Origin of the sequence: Thermus albus (genome assembly GCF_022760855.1) — a bacterium.
In the GTDB taxonomy this organism is placed as follows: domain Bacteria; phylum Deinococcota; class Deinococci; order Deinococcales; family Thermaceae; genus Thermus; species Thermus albus.
The window spans coordinates 85,685-103,466 of the sequence record NZ_JAKTNR010000007.1 but is presented as its reverse complement, the minus strand read 5'-3'; the positions used below and the strand labels follow the sequence as shown (position 1 = coordinate 103,466).

At 64.5% G+C, this 17,782-nt stretch carries 16 protein-coding genes; 2 read left to right on the top strand and 14 right to left on the bottom strand.

Annotated features, from left to right (window positions below; all coding sequences use genetic code 11):
• Position 1: 1 nt before the first annotated feature.
• Positions 2–925: an ABC transporter permease gene (locus tag L0D18_RS08520; RefSeq protein WP_243028451.1), complete on the bottom strand. Its 924-nt coding sequence runs from the start codon at positions 923–925 to the stop codon at positions 2–4.
• Positions 922–2,754, bottom strand: a complete 1,833-nt coding sequence (locus L0D18_RS08515) for an ABC transporter permease (protein WP_243028450.1) — start codon at positions 2,752–2,754, stop codon at positions 922–924. Before L0D18_RS08515 ends, L0D18_RS08520 begins: the two co-directional genes overlap by 4 nt.
• A 60-nt stretch (positions 2,755–2,814) precedes the next feature.
• On the opposite strand from L0D18_RS08515, the gene ubiE reads away from it, so the two are divergent.
• Positions 2,815–3,525 carry a bifunctional demethylmenaquinone methyltransferase/2-methoxy-6-polyprenyl-1,4-benzoquinol methylase UbiE gene (ubiE, locus tag L0D18_RS08510; protein WP_341474589.1) on the top strand — a complete coding sequence of 237 codons (711 nt, stop codon included), beginning with the start codon at positions 2,815–2,817 and terminating at the stop codon, positions 3,523–3,525.
• Positions 3,526–3,536: 11 nt separating this feature from the next.
• Here the strand turns inward: ubiE and L0D18_RS08505 are convergent, their stop codons facing one another.
• Both L0D18_RS08505 and L0D18_RS08500 read right to left on the bottom strand, forming a co-directional pair.
• Positions 3,537–3,986: an arsenate reductase ArsC gene (locus L0D18_RS08505; RefSeq protein WP_243028449.1), complete on the bottom strand. Its 450-nt coding sequence runs from the start codon at positions 3,984–3,986 to the stop codon at positions 3,537–3,539.
• Positions 3,987–4,108: 122 nt separating this feature from the next.
• Positions 4,109–5,794 (bottom strand): M3 family oligoendopeptidase, encoded by a 1,686-nt coding sequence (locus L0D18_RS08500; protein ID WP_243028448.1) that lies wholly within the window; start codon positions 5,792–5,794, stop codon positions 4,109–4,111.
• Between the two features lie 49 nt (positions 5,795–5,843).
• Here L0D18_RS08500 and L0D18_RS08495 point away from each other — a divergent pair, with 49 nt between their 5' ends.
• Positions 5,844–6,251 carry an acyl-CoA thioesterase gene (locus L0D18_RS08495; RefSeq protein ID WP_243028447.1) on the top strand — a complete coding sequence of 136 codons (408 nt, stop codon included), beginning with the start codon at positions 5,844–5,846 and terminating at the stop codon, positions 6,249–6,251.
• Here L0D18_RS08495 and L0D18_RS08490 read toward each other — a convergent pair.
• The 10 genes from L0D18_RS08490 to murI form a co-directional block, all read right to left on the bottom strand.
• Positions 6,241–8,478 (bottom strand): endonuclease MutS2, encoded by a 2,238-nt coding sequence (locus L0D18_RS08490; RefSeq protein WP_243028446.1) that lies wholly within the window; start codon positions 8,476–8,478, stop codon positions 6,241–6,243. The genes L0D18_RS08495 and L0D18_RS08490 overlap by 11 nt on opposite strands.
• An 18-nt stretch (positions 8,479–8,496) precedes the next feature.
• Positions 8,497–8,856 carry a hypothetical protein gene (locus tag L0D18_RS08485; RefSeq protein ID WP_243028445.1) on the bottom strand — a complete coding sequence of 120 codons (360 nt, stop codon included), beginning with the start codon at positions 8,854–8,856 and terminating at the stop codon, positions 8,497–8,499.
• A 9-nt stretch (positions 8,857–8,865) separates the two neighbouring features.
• Positions 8,866–10,578, bottom strand: a complete 1,713-nt coding sequence (locus tag L0D18_RS08480) for a glycoside hydrolase family 13 protein (RefSeq protein ID WP_243028444.1) — start codon at positions 10,576–10,578, stop codon at positions 8,866–8,868.
• Between the two features lie 4 nt (positions 10,579–10,582).
• On the bottom strand, positions 10,583–11,902 hold the full coding sequence (locus L0D18_RS08475; RefSeq protein WP_243028443.1) for a sugar ABC transporter permease: 1,320 nt from the start codon (positions 11,900–11,902) through the stop codon (positions 10,583–10,585).
• Entirely contained in the window at positions 11,903–13,231 is a 1,329-nt protein-coding gene (locus L0D18_RS08470) for an ABC transporter permease subunit (RefSeq protein ID WP_243028442.1), read from the bottom strand. It abuts the gene before it with no gap.
• Between the two features lie 122 nt (positions 13,232–13,353).
• Entirely contained in the window at positions 13,354–14,550 is a 1,197-nt protein-coding gene (locus tag L0D18_RS08465) for a sugar ABC transporter substrate-binding protein (protein WP_243028441.1), read from the bottom strand.
• Positions 14,551–14,645: 95 nt separating this feature from the next.
• Positions 14,646–15,680 carry an RMD1 family protein gene (locus L0D18_RS08460; RefSeq protein ID WP_243028440.1) on the bottom strand — a complete coding sequence of 345 codons (1,035 nt, stop codon included), beginning with the start codon at positions 15,678–15,680 and terminating at the stop codon, positions 14,646–14,648.
• A gap of 6 nt (positions 15,681–15,686) precedes the next feature.
• Positions 15,687–16,298, bottom strand: a complete 612-nt coding sequence (rdgB, locus tag L0D18_RS08455) for an RdgB/HAM1 family non-canonical purine NTP pyrophosphatase (protein ID WP_243028439.1) — start codon at positions 16,296–16,298, stop codon at positions 15,687–15,689.
• A 5-nt stretch (positions 16,299–16,303) separates the two neighbouring features.
• Positions 16,304–16,948, bottom strand: coding sequence for an LOG family protein (locus L0D18_RS08450; protein WP_243028438.1), 645 nt, complete (start codon positions 16,946–16,948; stop codon positions 16,304–16,306).
• Entirely contained in the window at positions 16,948–17,721 is a 774-nt protein-coding gene (gene murI, locus L0D18_RS08445) for a glutamate racemase (protein ID WP_243028437.1), read from the bottom strand. Before murI ends, L0D18_RS08450 begins: the two co-directional genes overlap by 1 nt.
• Between the last annotated feature and the right edge of the window lie 61 nt (positions 17,722–17,782).

Sequence of the window (17,782 nt, the reverse complement as noted above, 5' to 3'; positions counted from 1 at the left end):
CCTACTTCTCGTAGGGCTTGCCCACCGCGGCCGGAGGGCGGCTTTTGCCCATGAAGCCTGCCAAGACCAAGACGGTGACCACGTAGGGGAAGGCCTGCACCAAGACTGCGGGCAGGATCTCCGTACCCTGAAGCTGGATGGCCAGGGCGCTGGCGAAGCCGAAAAGCAGGGTGGAGAAGAGGATGCCCAAGGGGTGCCATTTGCCGAAGATCATGGCCGCCAGGGAGATGAAGCCCATGCCCGCCGACATACCCCGCACAAACTGGTTGAGGAAGCCGATGGCCAGATAGGCCCCGGCGAGGCCCGCCAGGATCCCGGAGAGAACCACCCCGATGTAGCGCATGCGGTACACGTTCACCCCCAAGGTGTCGGCGGCCTCGGGGTGCTCGCCCACGGCCCGAAGCCTAAGGCCAAAGGGGGTCTTGAAGAGGACCCACCAGGATAGGGGCACCAGGAGAAAGGCCAGGTAGACCAGGGGGGAAAGGGCAAAGCCCTCGGGGCCTAAGAGGGGGAGGCGGTTCACCACCTCCTTGGAGTTGGTGGCGTTGCCGTAAAAGTAGGTAAGGACTAGGCTCGGGGCCCCCAGGGCCAGGAGGTTGATGGCGGTGGCGCTGATGATCTGGTCTGCCCGGTACTTGATGGAAACCACGGCGTGCACCCAGGCCACCAGCCCACCCACGGCCATGGCGCTCAAGACCCCCACCCAGGGAAGCCAAGGATGGGGTCCGGGGCCTAGGGCGTATTCCAGCCTTTCCACCACCACCGCTGCGGTGAGGGCCCCGAAGAGGATGATGCCCTCGAGGGCGATGTTCACCACCCCGCTCCTTTCGGAGAACATCCCTCCCAAGGCGGTGAGCAAAAGGGGGGTGGTCTGGCGCAGGGTGGAGAAGAAGAGGGCGATCCAAAAGGCCGTGTCCAGGTTCATCGGGCCTCCCCCCTTTCCTCCCGTTTGCGGGCCTCTTCCCTAACCTCCACCTCCGCGGCCCTTAAGGGATCGGTGAAGTAGCGGGGCAAGAAGCCGCCAGCGGCGATGAAGAGCACGATCAAGGCCTGAAGCACCGCCACCAGCTCCCGGCTGATGCCCAGCTGCAGGTTCACCTGCAGGCCCCCCGTGAGGAGGATGCCGAAAAGCCAAGCGGCCAGGCCTACCCCCAAGGGGGTGTTCTGGCCCATGAGGGCCACGGCGATGCCGTCAAAACCCACAGAGTAGGGAAGGGCTTGCTTCAGGCGGTACTCGTCAATCCCCCCACCCAGCACGTAGTGGGTGGCGGCCAGGCCCGCCAAGGCCCCGGCCAGGAACATGATGAGCACCACCTTCCGCCCGGCCAAAACCCCCCCGTACTCCGCGGCCTTAGGGGCTAGGCCGATGGCCCTGAGCTCATACCCCCCCACGGTGCGGAAGACGTAGAAGTGGAAGAAGAAAAGGGCCAAAAGGGCGAGGAGGAAGGCCCCGTTGAGCCGCACCGAGGTGAGGTCGGGGCCAAAGTTCACGCTGGGTCCCGGCAAGAGGCCGCCTAGGGCGTAGCCCACCACCCCCCCAAGGAGGCCCAGGAGCACCCGGTGGCCTAGGCTCTTCCGGGTAAGGAAGTAGCCCAGGAGGCCCAAGAGGAGGGCCAAGGGTAGGGCGAAGGAAAGCTCCCCGCCCGGGGCCACCAGTTCCGTCCAGTGGGGGATGCGGGCCTCGAGGCGGATCTCGTGGCTCCGGGCCTCGTAGCCCGGGTACTTGAAGGGCAAATACAGGGTGCGCCCAAAGAACTTGTACTCGTTGGCGGAGATGAGGAAGAGGAAGAGGCTTGCGGCGATGTAGTTCATCATGATGGTGTTGATCACCTCGTGGGCCCCAAAGCGGGCCTTAAGCCATCCCGGAAGGGCGCCCCAAAGCCCCCCGGCCAGGGCGGCGGCCAGGATGGCCAAGGGCAAGACCAGCCACCTGGGCCCGGGCAAGTACACCCCCACCAGCATGGCGGCGATGGCCCCCAGGATGAGCTGCCCCGGGGCCCCGATGTTGAAAAGCCCCCCGCGGAAGCCCAAGGCCACGGCCAGCCCGGTGAAGATCAAGGGGGTGGCCAGAAGGAGGCTTTGCAGGAAGCCCGAGGGGTTGACCAGGGGGCTATAGAGGAGCTGGTAGGTGTAGGTGATGAGGTCCAGCTTCAGCATCAGGGCTTCCCTCAGGCTTTGGGCCTCCCCTGGGGCCTTCTTCATCACCGCCACGATGACCCCGCCCAGCAAGGAGGCCAGGAGGAGGGAGAAGAGGGGCACCACCACCCCCCGCCGGCGCACCAAAAAGGCCAGGCCCCCAGGGGCGAAAAGCCGGGCTAGGAGGAGGAGGTAAAGGCTATAGGCCAAGGTGGCGTAGCTCCCAAGCCCCAGGCTGTACCGCCTGAGGATGGGCCTCTCCGCGCCGGCATTCACCTGGGCCACGCTGGCTTGGAAGAGGAGGTAGGTGAGGAGGAAGAGGCCTAGGCCCAGGATCCCCATGAGGTAGAGCTTCCGGGCGGGCTTGGGGATCCAGGCCAGGACCAGGGTAAGGGCCAGCCAAGCCAGGGAGGGGTAGAAGGTCCAAAGGAGCCAGCCATCCCGGTAACCTGGGGGAAGACTCCCTTGCGGCAGGTGGTGGCCGAAGGGGCTTAGGAGCACGCCTTCACCGCCAAAGAGGCGGTGGGGTACCGCCCAGGGGGCCAGGTACCAGAGGAGGAGAAGAATCCCCCCTCCCAAGGCCACCAGGACGCCTAGGCGCCTCTCGTCCGTCAACACGCCCAAGATTGTACCCTAGCCCCGGGGGTCTGAAGTCCTGGAAGGTGTTAGACTCCTTCCGTGGCGGTTTCGCCGGAGGAAAAGGCCAAGCGGGTGCGGCACATGTTTTCGGAGATCGCCCCGCGCTACGACCTTTTGAACCGGCTCCTTTCCTTGGGAGCGGATCTCCGCTGGCGCAGGCGGGCGGTGGCCTTGGCCCTGGAGAAGGGTCCCAGGCGCATCCTGGACCTGGCCACGGGTACCGGGGACCTGGCCCTGATGCTCAAGAGGAAGGCCCCCCTTGCGGAGGTGGTGGGGGCGGACTTTGCCCCGCCCATGCTGGAGCTTGCCCGCAGGAAAGCCCAGGCCCAGGGCCTGGAGGTGGAGTTCCTGGAGGCGGATGCCCTGGCCCTTCCTTTCCCTGGAGGGAGCTTTGATGCCGTTACCATCGCCTTTGGTTTCCGCAACTTTGTCGACTACCGCAAGGCCCTCCTCGAGCTACGCCGGGTCCTGGCCCCTGGGGGGCGGCTGGTCATCCTGGAGTTTCCCCCACCCCCAAGGGGGGCCTTTGGCCTGGTCTACCGGGTCTACTTCCAAAGGGTCTTGCCCTTCCTAGGGGGACTGGTTTCGGGGAGCTTCAGGGCCTACCGCTACCTCCCGGAAAGCGTGGAGGCCTTTCCCTCCCCGGAGGCCCTAGAAGCCATGATGGAGGAGGCGGGCTTTCGGGTGCGCTACGAGCTCCTCACCTTTGGGGTGGCGGCCATCCACGTGGGGGACCTGGAGGCCTGTTGAGCCCAGTGGGGCTACCTTGCGGCCTCCCTTAGCTCCTCATCCGTGGGGATGCGCCCTGCCCTTAGGTTCTCCACCAGGTACCGGGCCATGCGCCCCAAGGCATCCCGCACCCGGCGCCACTCCTCCAGGGGTTTTCCCGAAGGGTCGGGGAAGGAGACGTGGCGTTTTACCGTTTGCGCGGGGTAGGCGGGGCAGGCTTCCCGTGCGGCGTCGCACACGGTGAGGACCAGGTCAAACTCCCAGGGGTTGGGCACCTCCAGGAGGGTTTTGGAAAAGTGCCCCCCCAGGTCAACCCCCACCTCGGCCATCACCCTTTTGGCCTCCTCCTTGACGAAGGTCTTCTCGGTGCCGGCGGAGTGGACCTCGAGGTCCACCCCCATCTCTCGGGCCAGGTGCCGGATCCAAGCCTCCGCCATTTGGCTACGGGCCGAGTTGTGGGTGCAAAGGACGAGAAGGCGCATCCCCCTTAGCCTACCCTGCCCGGTCAGGAAATGGTCAGGTGGCCCTAGCCCTGCGCTTGGCCAGCCCAAGGCCGAGGCTCTGGAAGGGACTCGCCCGGGCGAAGGCCCAGGACAGGGTGAGGTTAGAGCCTCCTCTCGTACTCCTCCACCCTATCCGCCAAGACCTTCAGGCCCTTTTGCCAGAAGGAGGGGCTTTCCAGGTCAAAGCCATACCGGGCGGCCAGCTCCTTGGCCCGGTACATCCCGGAAAGGGAGAGAAGCTCCTCGTACCGCCCAGCAAAGCCCGGATCCTCCTTGGCCTCCTGGTACACGGCCAAGCCGAAGAGAAGGCCAAAGGTGTAGGGGTAGTTGTAGAAGTCGGCACCGTAGTAGTGCCCCTTCACCGCCCACATGTAGGGATGATGGGTGGCGAGGACCTCCCCGTAGGCCTCCTTTTGTGCCTTCAGCATGAGTTCCTTGAACTCCCTGGGGGAAAGCTCCCGGGCCTTCCTCCCCGCAAACACCCAGGACTCAAAGAGGAAGCGGCTATAGATGTCCACCACCACCTGGGCCGCCCCTTGCAGGTAGGCGTCCAGGATCAAAAGCCCCTCCGCGGGAGAGGCCTCCTTGAGGGCCGCCTCCACCACCAGGGTCTCGTTCATGATACTGGCGGTCTCCGCCAGGGTCATGGGCACCTCCCTTAAGGAGGCGGGAACCTTGGCCAGGGCGAAGTTGTGGTAGGCGTGGCCCAGCTCGTGGGCCAGGGTGGAAACCGACTCAAAGCTCTCCTCGTAGTTGGCCAGGATAAGGCTTTTTCCCCCACCCCTTGGCATGCAGTAGGCCCCGCCCACCTTGCCCTTGCGGGGCAGGAGGTCCATCCAGCGCTCCCTAAAGGCGGCCTCCGCCACCTGGGCGGCGCCCTCCACTAAGGTGGTGAGCTTTTCCCGGATGAAGTCCCGGGCCTCCTCCAGGGTCCAGCGCCGGCCCTGCCCTACGGGGGCAAAGAGGTCCCACCAGTCCAGCCTCTCCTTGCCCAAGGCCTTGGCCTTTAGGAGGTAGTAGCGGCGGAAAAGGGGTAGGCTTTCCCTCACCGCCTCGAGGAGGGCCGAAAGGGCCTTCTTGGTGATGCGGTTTTTGTGCAGGCTGGGCTCGAGGTCCTCCCGGTACCCCCGCCTGCGGTTCAGCACCGAGGCCTCCCCCTTGACCCCGTTTAGGGCGTAGGCCAGGGGTACCTCGTGGGCTTCCCAGGCCTTAAGCTCCGCCTGGTAGGCCTTCCTTCGCACCTCCTCCTCGGGGCGGAAGTAGAGGTTGCGCACCTTGGTGATGGGCAACTCCTCCCCGTCCACCACCGCGGTGATCTGGCTGGTGAGGTTCTCGTGGAGTTTGGCCCAGGCCTGGCGCCCGGATAGGGAAAGCTCCGCGGCCAGGACCTCTTCCCCTTCGGGCATCATGTGCAGGGCCTCCTCCTTGGCCTCCTCCACCAGGATCCGGTAAGGCCCGGCTTCCTCTGGGTCCTTTAGGGCCAGGTAACGGATAAGGCGGGGCCTTAAGCGGGCGAAATCCAGGAAGAGCACCTCCAGCTCCGAAAGCTTGGCCAAGGCGGCCTCGTCGCTGGTGTCGGCGCTGAAGCGGGCGTAGAGGTAGGCCCAAAGGGGGGTGGCTTCCTCCGTTAGGGCATCCAGGGCGGAGAGAACCTCTCCTAAGGGGGCTTCCTGCTCCAGCAACCCCTTGAGTTGGCCGATCCGGTTCCGTAGTCCGTCCCAGGCGGCCTGGAACTCGGGGCTTTCCAAGCCGGGAAAAAGGGGGGTTAGGTCCCAGGTGGTTTCCATGGCCCCACTATACCTGACCCACGGGTCAGTTGTGGTAGCCTTGGGTCCTATGGAGGGGTTTCCCGTGTCCGTCCCCATACAGGTGCGCTTTCGGGATCTGGATGCCTTGGGCCACGTGAACAACGCGGTTTACCTCACCTACTTTGAGGTGGCCCGGGCCGCCTACTTCCGAAGGCTTAAGGAGGACTGGTTGGAAAGGGGCCACTTCATCCTGGCCCGGGCGGAGGTGGATTTCAAAAGGCCCATCCTCCTGGAGGATTCCGTGGAGGTGGGGGTGCGGGTGGTGCGCCTGGGGCGGAGCAGCTTTGACATGGAATACCTCCTCTTGGCCAACGGGGAGGAAGCCGCCCGGGGCAAGACGGTGCAGGTGTGGCTGGAGGAGGGAAGGCCGGCTCCCTTGCCCCCGGCCATCCGTCAGCGCATAGAGGCTTTGGAGGGCCGCTCCCTTAGCCTTTAAGCACCACCACCGTAACCCCGTGCCCGCCCTCGTGGGGAGGGGCATCGGCGAAGGTCTCCACCCGCTTATCCCGCCTTAGGGCCTCGCGGATGGCCTGCCTGAGAGCCCCGGTGCCCTTGCCGTGAAGGAGGCGCAAGGTGGCAAGGCCCAAGGAGCGGGCCTCCTCCAGGGCGTGGTCCACCTCCAGGAGGGCTTCCTCCACGGTAAGCCCCCTTAGGTTCACCTCCCTCACCTCCCGCTTAGGCTTTAGGCCCAGGGCCTTGGGGGCTTCGGGGGCCTTCAGGGGGGTGAGCTCCTTGGCCTTCACCGTCATCTTGACCGGGCCCACCTGCACCAGGGCTTCCTCGCCCCTAAGCTCAAGAAGCTTCCCCGAGCGCCTTAGAGAAGCGATCTCCACCATCTGCCCGGCGGCGAGGCCCGAAAGGGGCGGGGCCGGAGGGGCCTGCTTGGCATACCGCTCCCTTAGGGCTAGAAGCTCCCGCAGGGCGTCCCTTTTTCCCTGGGTCCGGGCCTTTTCCCTTAGGGCCTTAAGCTCGGCCTCCACCCGGAGAAGCTCCTTGCGGATCTCCTCTTCCAGGGCTTTAAGCCTTTCTAAGCGCTCCTCCTCAAAGCGGGCCTCCCGCTCGGCTAGCTGCTTCCGCAAGGCCTCCACCTGGGCCAGCTCGGCTTGGAGCCGGTTCCTTTCCTCCTTCAGTCGGAGCCTTTCCCCTTCCAGTTCCGCCAAAAGGGCCTCCAGCCTGCCCCCTTCCGGCAGAAGGCTTTCTGCCCGCCCTAGGACCGCCTCGGGCAAGGCCAGCCTCCGGGCGATGGCCAGGGCGTAGCTTCGCCCCGGCATCCCTAGGAGAAGTTCGTAAGTGGGGCGCAAGGCCTCCAGGTCGAAGCGCATGGAGGCGTTTAGGATGCCCTCCCGCCCCTGGGCGAAGGCCTTCAGGGGGGAGAGGTGGGTGGTGACCAGGCCCTTAACCCCTTTCTCCAGGAGGGCCTCGAGGATGGCCTGGGAGAGGGCCGCCCCCTCCTCGGGGTCGGTGCCGCTTCCCAGCTCGTCTATGAGGACCAGGCTCCGGGCCGTGGCCCCCTCCAGCATCTCCTTAAGCCTTTGCAGGTGGCCAGCAAAGGTGGAGAGGTTTTCCTGAAGGGATTGCTCATCGCCGATGTCGGCGAAGACCCTATCGGGCCAGGCCAAGGTGGCCCTCTTGGCGGCCACGAAAAGCCCCGCCTGGGCCATGAGCACCGCGAGACCCAGGGTTTTCAAAAGGGCCGTCTTCCCCCCCATGTTGGGGCCGGAGATGAGGATGAGGCGTTTCTCCTCGTCCAGGCTAAAGGAGTTGGGGACGGGGTTCGGGATCAGGGGGTGGAAGGCTTCCCAAAGCTCATACCCTTCGCCAAACTGGGGCTTTTTAAGCCCCAGGTCCCGGGCCAGGGCCGCCTGGGCCTGGATGAGGTCCAATAGGGCCAGGGCCCTTAGGGTGCCGGGAAGGGCTTCATCCTGGGCCAGGGCTTCCGAAAGCTCCCTTAGGATGCGGTTTACCTCCTCCTCCTCCTGGAAGCGGAGGGATTGGAGGCGGTTATTCAGCTTCACCACGGAAAGGGGTTCTATGAAGAGGGTGGCCCCGGACTCGGATTCGTCCAGGAGGATACCGGGTATTTTCTGGGCCATCCCTGCCCGTACGGGGATGCAGTAGCGCTCCCGCCTTAGGGTGACGAACCGGTCCTGCACCGCCTCGGGGTGGCGGTCTAAGAGGGCATAAAGCCTGTCTAGGATTTGCTGGCGCAGGGGCTTTAGCTCCCGGCGTAGGGAAAGGAGCCTGGGGCTCGCCTCATCCCGTACGCTTCCCTCCTCGTCTAGGGTTTTCTTCACCCGTTGGAGAAAGGCACCATGCTCCCCGATGCCTGCCGCCACCTGGCCCAGGTGGTTTTGCAGGGCAAGGAGTTCCTCCTTAAGGGCTAGGGCCTCCTCGAGGACCCGGGCGGCCTTGAGAAGCTCGGGGCCAGAGAGCCTGGCCCCTTCTTGAGCCTTGCGGTAAGCCTCCCTCAAGGCCCCCGCCTCGGGGAGGGTGTAGGGGTAGTAGGCCAAGGCCTCCTGGGTGAGGGCAAGCCTCCTTTCCGCCTCCTCCTTGGGCAGGGGGGAGAGGGCTAAGGCCAGCTCCTCCCCCAAGGGGGTCTTGGCCCTTTCCGCAAGAAGGGCGCGGACTTTGGGGAACTCCAGGACCTCGAGGACGTCCCGCACAAAAGCCCAGTATACCGGTTAGACCTGGCGCCTTAGGAGGCGCAGGAGGAGGGAGAGGGCCACCTGGCCACCCGGGCCCAGGGCCCTTTGCAGGAGGAAGCCTGCCCGGCCCAGCCGCCCAAGGGGCAGGAGGGAAAGAAGCCCAGCGAGGAGGGAGAGGAGCCGCTTGCGCTCCTCTGGGGTGAGGCTCTCCCAGCGGGCCTTGGCCTCCTGGAGCAAGGCGGCAAGCCGCCTACGGAAGCCTGGAGTGATGGGGTCTTCCTCCTTTAGGGTTTCCATCCGCACCAGGAGGTCTTTTCCAGTTGGGGAAGCCTCTTTGGGTGGGACCAGGGGCTTGCCCATCCGCCGCGCCTTTGGGCCAAACCTCTTAAGCCGCATGGCTTCCCATTATAAGGGTTGGAAGAGGAGGTAAGAGGCCTCCACTTCCCCTTCCACCTCCCTTTCCGTCAACAGGTCCAGCCCCCGGGGGAGGGTGAGCCTGGCCCCTTCGGGGGCGAAGAAGGCCCAGACCTCCTGGCCTTGGTAACGCCTTTTGAAGGCCAGGACCCCTTGCCCCGCCCCCAAGGGCAAAAGCCCCCCCAAACGCAGGACCGGGTGGGTGCGCTTAAGCTGGACCAGCCTGCGCATGAAGGCCAAGAGCTCCCGGTTCCACTTTTCCTCCTCCCAGGGGAAGGGGGCCCGGCAGTAGGGGTCCCCCTGCCACCTTGTGTAGGGGTTGGGCTGGGAGAGGCCCACCTCGTCCCCGTAGTAGATGGCGGGGCTTCCCGGGAAGGCGAAGAGGAGAGCGTAGGCCAGCTTAAAGCGCTCCACATCTCCCCTAAGCCGCCAGAGGGCCCGGGGGATGTCGTGGGAGGAGAGAAGGGTGTACATGGCATGCCTAACCTGGAGGGGCAGGGCCTGGTAGTGGTCCAGCAACACCTCCCAGGTTTCCCGGGGGCTCAGGGCCACCTCCCGTCCGTACACGTCCCGACCGGAAAGCCAGGCCATCACCGGATGGGCGAAGCCCGCATAGTGCATGGCCCCGTCCAGGGTATGGGCCCTCAGGGTGGGGGTGGCGTCGTAGGAAAGCTCGCCGATCACCAGGGCCTCGGGCCTTTCCTCCTTGGCCGCCCGGGCCAGGGCACGGAGCCAGTGGGCGTTTTTGCGGTTGGTCCCCCCTTCCCCAATGGAGTGGGCCACGTCCAGCCTAAAGCCGTGGGCCAGGCGCATCCAGTGGCGGATGGGCGCCTTCTTCCCATAGACGAAACGCTCCTGGGTGAGGGGGGAGGCGTAGTCCAGCTTGGGCATGGATTTTAACCCCCAGAAGGCGGCGTAGGAGCCATCGGGGTAGAAGGTGAACATGCCCCGTTCCGGGCTTTGGGGGTCCTCCAAAGCCCTTTGGAACCAGGGGTGGGTGGCCCCCACGTGGTTGAAGACCCCGTCCAATAAAAGGTACATCCCCCTTTGCTCCAAGGCCCTATAGAGGGCTTCCAAGGCCTCCTCCCCTCCCAGGTGGGGGTCCACCCGCAGGTAGTCTTCCGTGTCGTAGCGGTGGCTGCTTCTGCTTTGGAAGATGGGCGTGAGGTAGAGGGCTTCCACCCCCAAGTTCTCCAGGTAGGGGAGGGCCTCGAGGATGCCCCAAAGGTCCCCCCCGTAGAACTCCCAGGCCCCTTCCGGACCCGGGGGCTCGTTCCAGGCCTTTTTGCGGATGGGTTTGCCCATAAGGAGCCATTCCCCATCCTGGGGGGCAAGCTCTGGGCGCCCCTGGCGGAAGCGGTCGGGGAAGATCTGGTAGTAGACCGTGCCCAGGGCCCACCTGGGGGGAAGGGGCCCCGCCAGGAGGTGGAAGAAGCGGTCGTAGCGGGGAAGGCTTTTTTCCAGCCCATGGCTTCCCAAGAAGCCCTTGGGCAGGAGGAAGCAGTAGCGAAAAGGGCTTGTGTGCACGGGAACCCGTGCCCTTAGGCCTCCTTTGGCCCGTTGCATGGGTTTTTTGTGGATCTCCCCATCCTTCTCGTAAAGGAAGAGCCCCTCTTTGGCCTCGGTTTCCAGGAAAAAGCTCACCTCCTCCCCCAGCTCCGGCAAGGGGGGATGGAGATGCTCCAGGTCATGGTGGTGGGCCATGGCGTTACTCCTTGACCGCCCCCGCCGTATAACCGGAGACGAAGTACTGCTGGAAGCCATAGAAGAGGAAGAGGATGGGCAGGGAGCCCAGCACGCTGGCGGCGGCAAAAATCCCCCACTTGGTCTGGAACTGGCCGGTGGTGAAGCTCCTAAGCCCCACGCCCACGTTCCAGCTCTCCACCCCGGTGAGGACCAGGTTGGCCAGGATGAACTCCGAGTAGGTGCCCACGAACTGCAGGAGGAAGATGAAGACGAACATGGGGGCGGAAAGGGGGAGGAGAATCTTCGTGAAGACCTGCCACTTGGTGGCCCCGTCCACCATGGCCGCCTCCTCGAGGCTCGGGCTGAGGCTCTCCAAATACCCCTTGTACACCCAGGTGCCAAAGCTGATGATGCCCCCCGAGTAGGCCAGCACAAGCCCGGTGAAGGTGTTCAGGAGGTCCAGCCGGGAAAGCAGGTAGTAGATGGCCACCAGGGCCAGAAACCCGGGGAACATCTGCACGAAGATGAAGAAGAGGAGAAGGGGATACCGCCCCGGCAGGTGGCGGAAGCGGGCGAAGGCGTAGCCCGCGGTGGCGGTGAGCAAAACCGCGAGGAGACCGGTGAGGCCCGAGATGAGAAAGGTGTTCCGTACCCAAAGCAAAAACTTGGTCTCCGTCCCTTGGCCGGTGAACTGCTTAGGGGAAAGGGAAAGGGCCAGGGCGAATACGCTCAGGGCCAGGAGGAGCAAAGCCCTTCCTTGCCAGAGGTCCATCCAGTCCTCCCCAGGCCTTAGCCGCCTTAGGAGGCCGACCAGGGCCACGCCCCATAGCCCTAGCCCCGAAAGCAGGAGTAGGCCCACCTGGTAGGGGTAAAGGACCACCCCCTCCACCAGCTTGGCGTAGTTCTCCAGGGAGGGCTCGGGCACGTAAGGGATGACCTTGGCGTCCAGGAGCAAGAAGCCCGTATCCGGCTTGCGGAAGCTGAAGAGGTTGTTGGTGGGATCAAAGCTGGCGGCCACCACCTGGACCACGGGGTAGTAGACGAGGAGGATCAAGACCCAGAGGAAAAGGTGGGTCACCCCTTGCCAGAAAAGGGGCCAGGGGCTTCGCTTGCGCCCTTGGAGGCGGTTGGCCAAGGCGGTGTAGACCAGGCTATAGAGGAGGACCAGGAGGACCAGGCCCAGAAGGATGGCCAGGGCATAAACCCAGCCGTAGGGCACGAAGACGCTGCCGAAGGCCACCTGCTTGCGGTAGGAACCCTGGTCAAAGAGGCGGTGGACGGCAAACCAATAGACCCCGTAAAGGCCCAGGCCGAAGAGGAGGAAGACCAAAAGCCGCCGCATCTACCTCACCTCCCTCAAGGCCCCGGTTAGGCGGAAGTTCACCAGGCTGATGGCCACCGTAACCGCGAAGATGAGGAGGCTGATGGCCGCCCCAAGGCCATAGGCCGACTGCCCCTCGGCGCTGAAGGCGGTCTTGTAGGCCCAGGAGATGAGGATGTCCGTGGCCTGGGCCGTGGCCAGGCGGCCTTCCTGGGCGGGCCCCCCGCCGGTGAGCAGGTAGATGATGTAGAAGTTATTAAAGTTAAAGGCGAAGGAGGAGAGCAGGATGGGGACCATGGGCTTTTCCAAAAGGGGAAGGGTGATGCCCCAAAGGGCCTGCCAGGGGGTGGCCCCGTCCACCTTGGCGGCCTCATAGAGCTCGTCGGGGATGGTGGAAAGGGCCCCCAAGGTGGCGGTCATCATGTAGGGGAAGCCGAGCCACAGGTTCACCAATAGGATGGCCACCTTGGCCCAGTCGGGGTCGTTGAGCCAGGGGATGGGATAGATGCCCAAGACGCCAAGGAGGCGGTTGATGGCCCCGAAGTTATAGTTGAGAAGGGCCACGAATACCTGTACCGTGATCACCCCCGGTAGGGCCCAGGAGACGATGAGGACCGTGCGGTAAAAGTTCCGTAACTTCAAGGCTTTGTTGTTGAGGATGAGGCCCAGCACCAAGCCCAAAAAGGCGTTCAGAAGCACGGTGCTAAGGGCGAAGGCCACGTTCCAGGCGAAGACGGGGAGAAGGGCCTTACTGGCTTGGGAAAGGATAAAGCTGAAGTTTTTCAAGCCCACGAACTGGAAGGCGTTCACCTTGGCCACGTACTCCACCGGGAAAGGGGGGGTGCGGTCCAGGAGAAGGGTAGGGCCTTCGGCCTCCAGGATCCGGGCCCGGGCCCGGTGCCCCTCGCTGTAGACCTCCACGGGCTCTCCTGTGCAAGGGTCGCAGCGGAGGGCTTCCCGCACGGGTTCTTCCAGGGTAAGCCTGGGGCCCTCCTGTTTCAGCACCCGGGTTTCCGTGGAGCGGTCGGGGAAGCCGTTCTTCCGCCCCGAGTAGTCGGTGAAGGCCAGGTAGACGGTGAGGGCTACTGGGTAGAGGGTGAAGACCAGGAGGAAGGAGAGGGCGGGAAGGAAGTAGTACCAATCGGTGAGCCAAGGGAAAAGGCGCCCTACCAGGATGGCTCCCGGCACCAGCACCAGAAGGGCCAAGACCAGGATGGACCAGCCTGGGGGGGCGAAGTAGGCTTCCAGGACCAGGTAGCCCAGGATGCCCACCCCGGTGGAGAGGATTAGGAGGCCCAAAAGGAGGGATAGGGCCAGGAGGAAACCCGTAAGACCAGGAGGATGTTTCATGGTTTAACGATACGCCCCCCACGGGGGAAGGGGTTCCCGCAGGGGGCCAAATGTGTGCGCATGTTTTCGTTGCGGGGTGTGTTCCGGGGTCCCCACCCGGGCAAAGCCCGGGTGGGGTGGTATTACCTGCCGATGGCCTTACGGATCTCGGCCACCATGTCCTCCACGATCTTCTTCACGTTGGAGTCCGGCCGCTGGATGGCCAGGCTGATGGCGTTGGCCCAGGGGCCCCAGACCTTGCCCATCTCGGGGATGTTGGGCATGGGGGTGCCCAAGGCGAAGACACGGGAAAAGCCTGCCACCACGGGATCTTTCTCCAGGGTCTTAGCGGCGCTCTTGGAAACGGGGATGCGGCCTCCCGCCTGGTTAAAGGAAACCAGGTTCTTGCCGGTCACCAGGGTCTTGGCGAAGTTGACGGCGGCGGTCTTGTTCTTGGAGTAGGCGTTCACCACCACCCCCTGCACTCCCAGGAAGGGACCCCAGGGGTTCTTGGCTCCGGGGGGGGTGGGGAAGGGGGCGATGCCGAAGTCAATCTTGGCCTTCTTGTAGTCCCCAAGGGCCCAGGGGCCGTTGATGATCATGGCCAGGGCCCCGTCCTTAAAGGCCCCATCCGCCACCCCGTAGTCCACCCCTTCCGGCACCAGGTTGTAGCGGTAGCGAAGATCCTTAATGAACCCTAGGGCTTTTTCCCCAACCTCCCCACCTATCAGGAGCTTGGAGGGGTCCAGGTTGCCCTTGGCGTCCTTGGCGAAGACGTTTTCCGCCCCAAAGGCCCGGAAGAAGCCGAAGTTGAAGTAGGGGTCGCCGATGTTGTAGAGGAAGCCGAAGGTGGAGCCGGTGGTGAGTTTCTGGGCCAGGGCCAGGAACTCCTCCCAGGTCTTGGGGGGTTCCTTCACGTACTTTTTGTTGTAGATGAGGGCCACGCTCTCGGCAAAGGCGGGGAGGCCCATGAGTTTACCGCCAAAGGTGAAGGCTTCCACCGCCACGCTTTGCAGGTCGGCGAGGTAGCTTTGGGTCACGTACTTCCCCATGGGTTCCAACACCCCCGCCTGGGCCATCTCCCCCAGCCAGTCGTGGGGGATGGAGACCACCAGGTCCGCGGCCTGCCCCTGGGGAGCCCCCAGGATGAACTTCTGCTTGATGTCCCCGAAGGGGACCTCCACCACCTCCACCTTGGTGCCGGAGGTCTTCTCGTAGGCCTGGGCCTGGGCTTTGAGCCACTCCAACTCAGGGCCGCCAAAGTGGGTCCAGACGGTAATCTTCCCCTGGGCAAGGGCCAGGGAGAGGCCGAGGGCCAGTGCCGCCAGTGCTCGTTTCATATCCCACCTCCGGGCGCTTGGTAGCGTTTCCGCTTTGGTTTTTTCCCGCGCCCTGCAGGCTGAGTATACTCCCTACTCCCAAGGACACAAGTCCCCTAATGCCAAAAGGCCCGCACCACCTCAAAGGCGATGAGGGCCAGGATACCCACCTCCACCGCCTGGGTTCTTAGGTGGACCACCTCCTCGGTGACCATCTCGTAGGTGGCTTCTAACACCCTAAGCTTCTCCTCCAGGCTCCGTTCCAGCTCGTGGGCCCCGTAAAGCTCCAGGGCGGCCCGGTAGATCTTGGCGTAGAAGAGGTCCTCGGTGATGCGCAAGGCTCCCTCCATGCGGGCCCGCACGTCGGCGATCTCCGCATGGCGGGCCATGAGGTGCCGCCTCAGGCGCTGCAGGCGGCCATAACCCCAAAGGCCCCGGGGCTTCAGCACCTGGGGCACGGCCTCCAGCTCCTGGGTGAGGACCCCGTCGTAGTAGGAGAGCTCTAGCAGCTGGGCGTGGACGAACTCCACCAGGTCGGCCACGTCCCAGATGCCCTCCGAGTCCAGGATGAGGATCCGGTCAAAGCCCAAAAGGGCCAGGTCCTCGGTGGAGTAGCTGTAGCGGTAGCGCTCCATCTCCCGCCGGACCTCGGGGGCGAACTCCTCCTTGGCCCCCATCCAAAGGGGGGTGAGGTCCACAGGGGGGGCATGGGCCTTTTCCCCCTCTATCCCCAAGGCGTGGTAGACGGTGAACTCCTCGCTTAGGCGCTTTTCCTCGGGGCGCAGGAGGGCGCCCTGCAGGTAGGGCTCGAGGGCTGCAAGCTCGGCCAGAAAAAACCCCTCCCAAAAGGGGAGCTCGGGCAGGGACAAGGCCTTTTCCAAAAAGGCTTCCCAAGGCACCCTCTCCCCCAGGTGGATGCGGAAGGAAAGGGCCACCACCCCGAACTCGTAGAGCCGAGCGGTGAGGAGGCCCGAAAGGCCTTCCACGTTCCTTGCCCCTAGCTCGATCTGCGCCGGGGGGTTTTCAAAGCGCACCGCTCCTAGCCGGGGCCGGGAAAGGCGAAGCCTGGGGGTGGCCAGACGGGAAAGGTCAATCTCGTCCGCTAGGTCGTAAAGGCGGTAAAGGGCGATGTGGGGCGAAAGGAGGTTCATCAGGCCTCATTCCAGATTGGATATTTCCCTCGGTGGGGGCCCATGCTTGTAGGCCTCGAGGAGAGCCTTTAAAGCCTTGCCCCGGTGGGAGTACCGGGCCTTCTCCTCCAAGGACATCTCCGCGAAGGTTTTCCCAGCCTCAGGTACGTAGAAGAGGGGATCGTACCCAAACCCTTCTTCTCCCCGGGGAGCCTCGAGGATATACCCCTCCACCTGTCCCTCGTAGGCCTCCACGTGCCCGTCCGGGTAGGCTAGGACCAGAACCGCTACAAACCGGGCTTTCCGTTCCTCTCCTTTTAGGTGGCGCATCCTTTCCAGGAGGTAGACGTTGCGCTCCCTGTCGGTTTCCCGATCTCCGTAGCGGGCGGAGTAGACCCCGGGCTCGCCCCCTAAGGCGGGCACCTCGAGGCCCGAGTCGTCCGCCAGGGCGGGAAGCCCCGTGGCCTTGGCCACGTAAGCGGCCTTGAGGAGGGCATTTTCCAGGAAGGTGGTGCCCTCCTCCTTGGGCATGCGCAGGGGAAAATCGGCCAGGGAGAGAAGGGTCCAGCCCAAAGGGGCTAGGCCCTCCTTAAGCTCCCGCACCTTGCCGGGGTTGCCCGTGGCCAGGACTACCCGCATCCCTTCTAGGATACACCCTTTAAGGCCCGCACCACCTCCTCCGGGGAGTCTAAGGGGGTGATGAGGGCCAGGTCCTCGGGGTCAATGGCCCCCTTCTCCTTTAGGGATTCCATCCAGTCCAGAAGCCCTTGCCAGTGGTTCCGGTCCAGGGCGAAGACGGGGAAGGGGTGGACCTTTTCCGTCTGGATGAGGACCAGTACCTCGGAAAGCTCGTCCAGGGTGCCGAAGCCCCCGGGTAGGAAGACAAAGGCGTGGGCGTAGCGCACGAAGAGCACCTTGCGCACGAAAAAGTAGCGCATGGAAAGGGCGTGGGTCTGGTAGGGGTTGGGCTTTTGCTCGTGGGGTAGCTCTATGTTCAGGCCCACGCTCACCCCGCCCGCCTCAAAGGCCCCCCGGTTCACCGCCTCCATCACCCCGCCCCCACCCCCGGTCACCACCCCAAAGCCCGCTTCCGCCAGAGCCTTCCCTAGCTGGTAGCCCAGGGCGTAGGCCGGGTGGCCCTCCCCAAAGCGGGCCGAGCCGAAGACGGAAACCAAGGGCACCTCTATTTCCGCCAGGGTCTCAAACCCCTCCACGAACTCCGCCAGGATGCGGAAAAGCCGCCAGGCGTCCTCGTGGTGAAGCTGGTCTATCAAGGGTTTCTTGGGCATCAGAGCTCCTCCAGGCTGACCCGCTTTAGCTCCTCCACCTTGACCCCCAGGCGCTCCGCTAGGTTGCGGTAGCTTTCCGGGTCCCCGGTGACCAGGTGCACCACCCGGCCTTGGCCCATGGGGTTCAAAAGCCCTTGCCCTCTTAAGGCCTTGGCCACCTCTTCCGCCGTGGCCTCGGCGGAGTCTATGAGCTTCACCCCCGGCAGGACCTTGGCCAGGGTGCCCTTCAGGAAGGGGTAGTGGGTGCAGCCCAGGATCAGGGCCTCGAGGTCCTGGGGGGCCTCCTCCAGGTAGTGCTGGGCTATCAAAAGGGCCACGGGGTCGTCCCAAAGTCCTTCCTCCACCAGGGGCACGAAGAGGGGGCAGGCCTTGGCCCAGGAAACCTCCACGTACCGCTCGTAGGCCCGGCTTTCCACCGTGGCCTGGGTGCCGATGAGGCCCACCTTGCCGCGGCCTTGGGCGGCTTTGGCCACGGGTTCCAGAACCCCAAAGACGGGTACGGAAAGGTCCTCGGCCAAGTCCGGCAGGGCAGCGGAGCTCGCCGTGTTGCAGGCCACCACGATGGCCTTCACCCCTTGGCGGAGCAAAAACCCGGAGATCTCCCAGGCGAAGCGCCGCACCATGGAAAGGGGTTTGCTGCCGTAGGGCACCCGGGCGGTGTCCCCAAAGTACAGGAAATCCTCCTGGGGCAAGGCCCGGCGCAAAGCGGAAAGCACCGTAAGGCCCCCCACCCCCGAGTCAAAGACGCCGATGGGCCGCCTAGGGTCCTTCATCCGTAGCTCGCGGCGCGGATACCCCTGCCCTCAGGCATGGGGAGCGCCGCTCCTCCTTTCG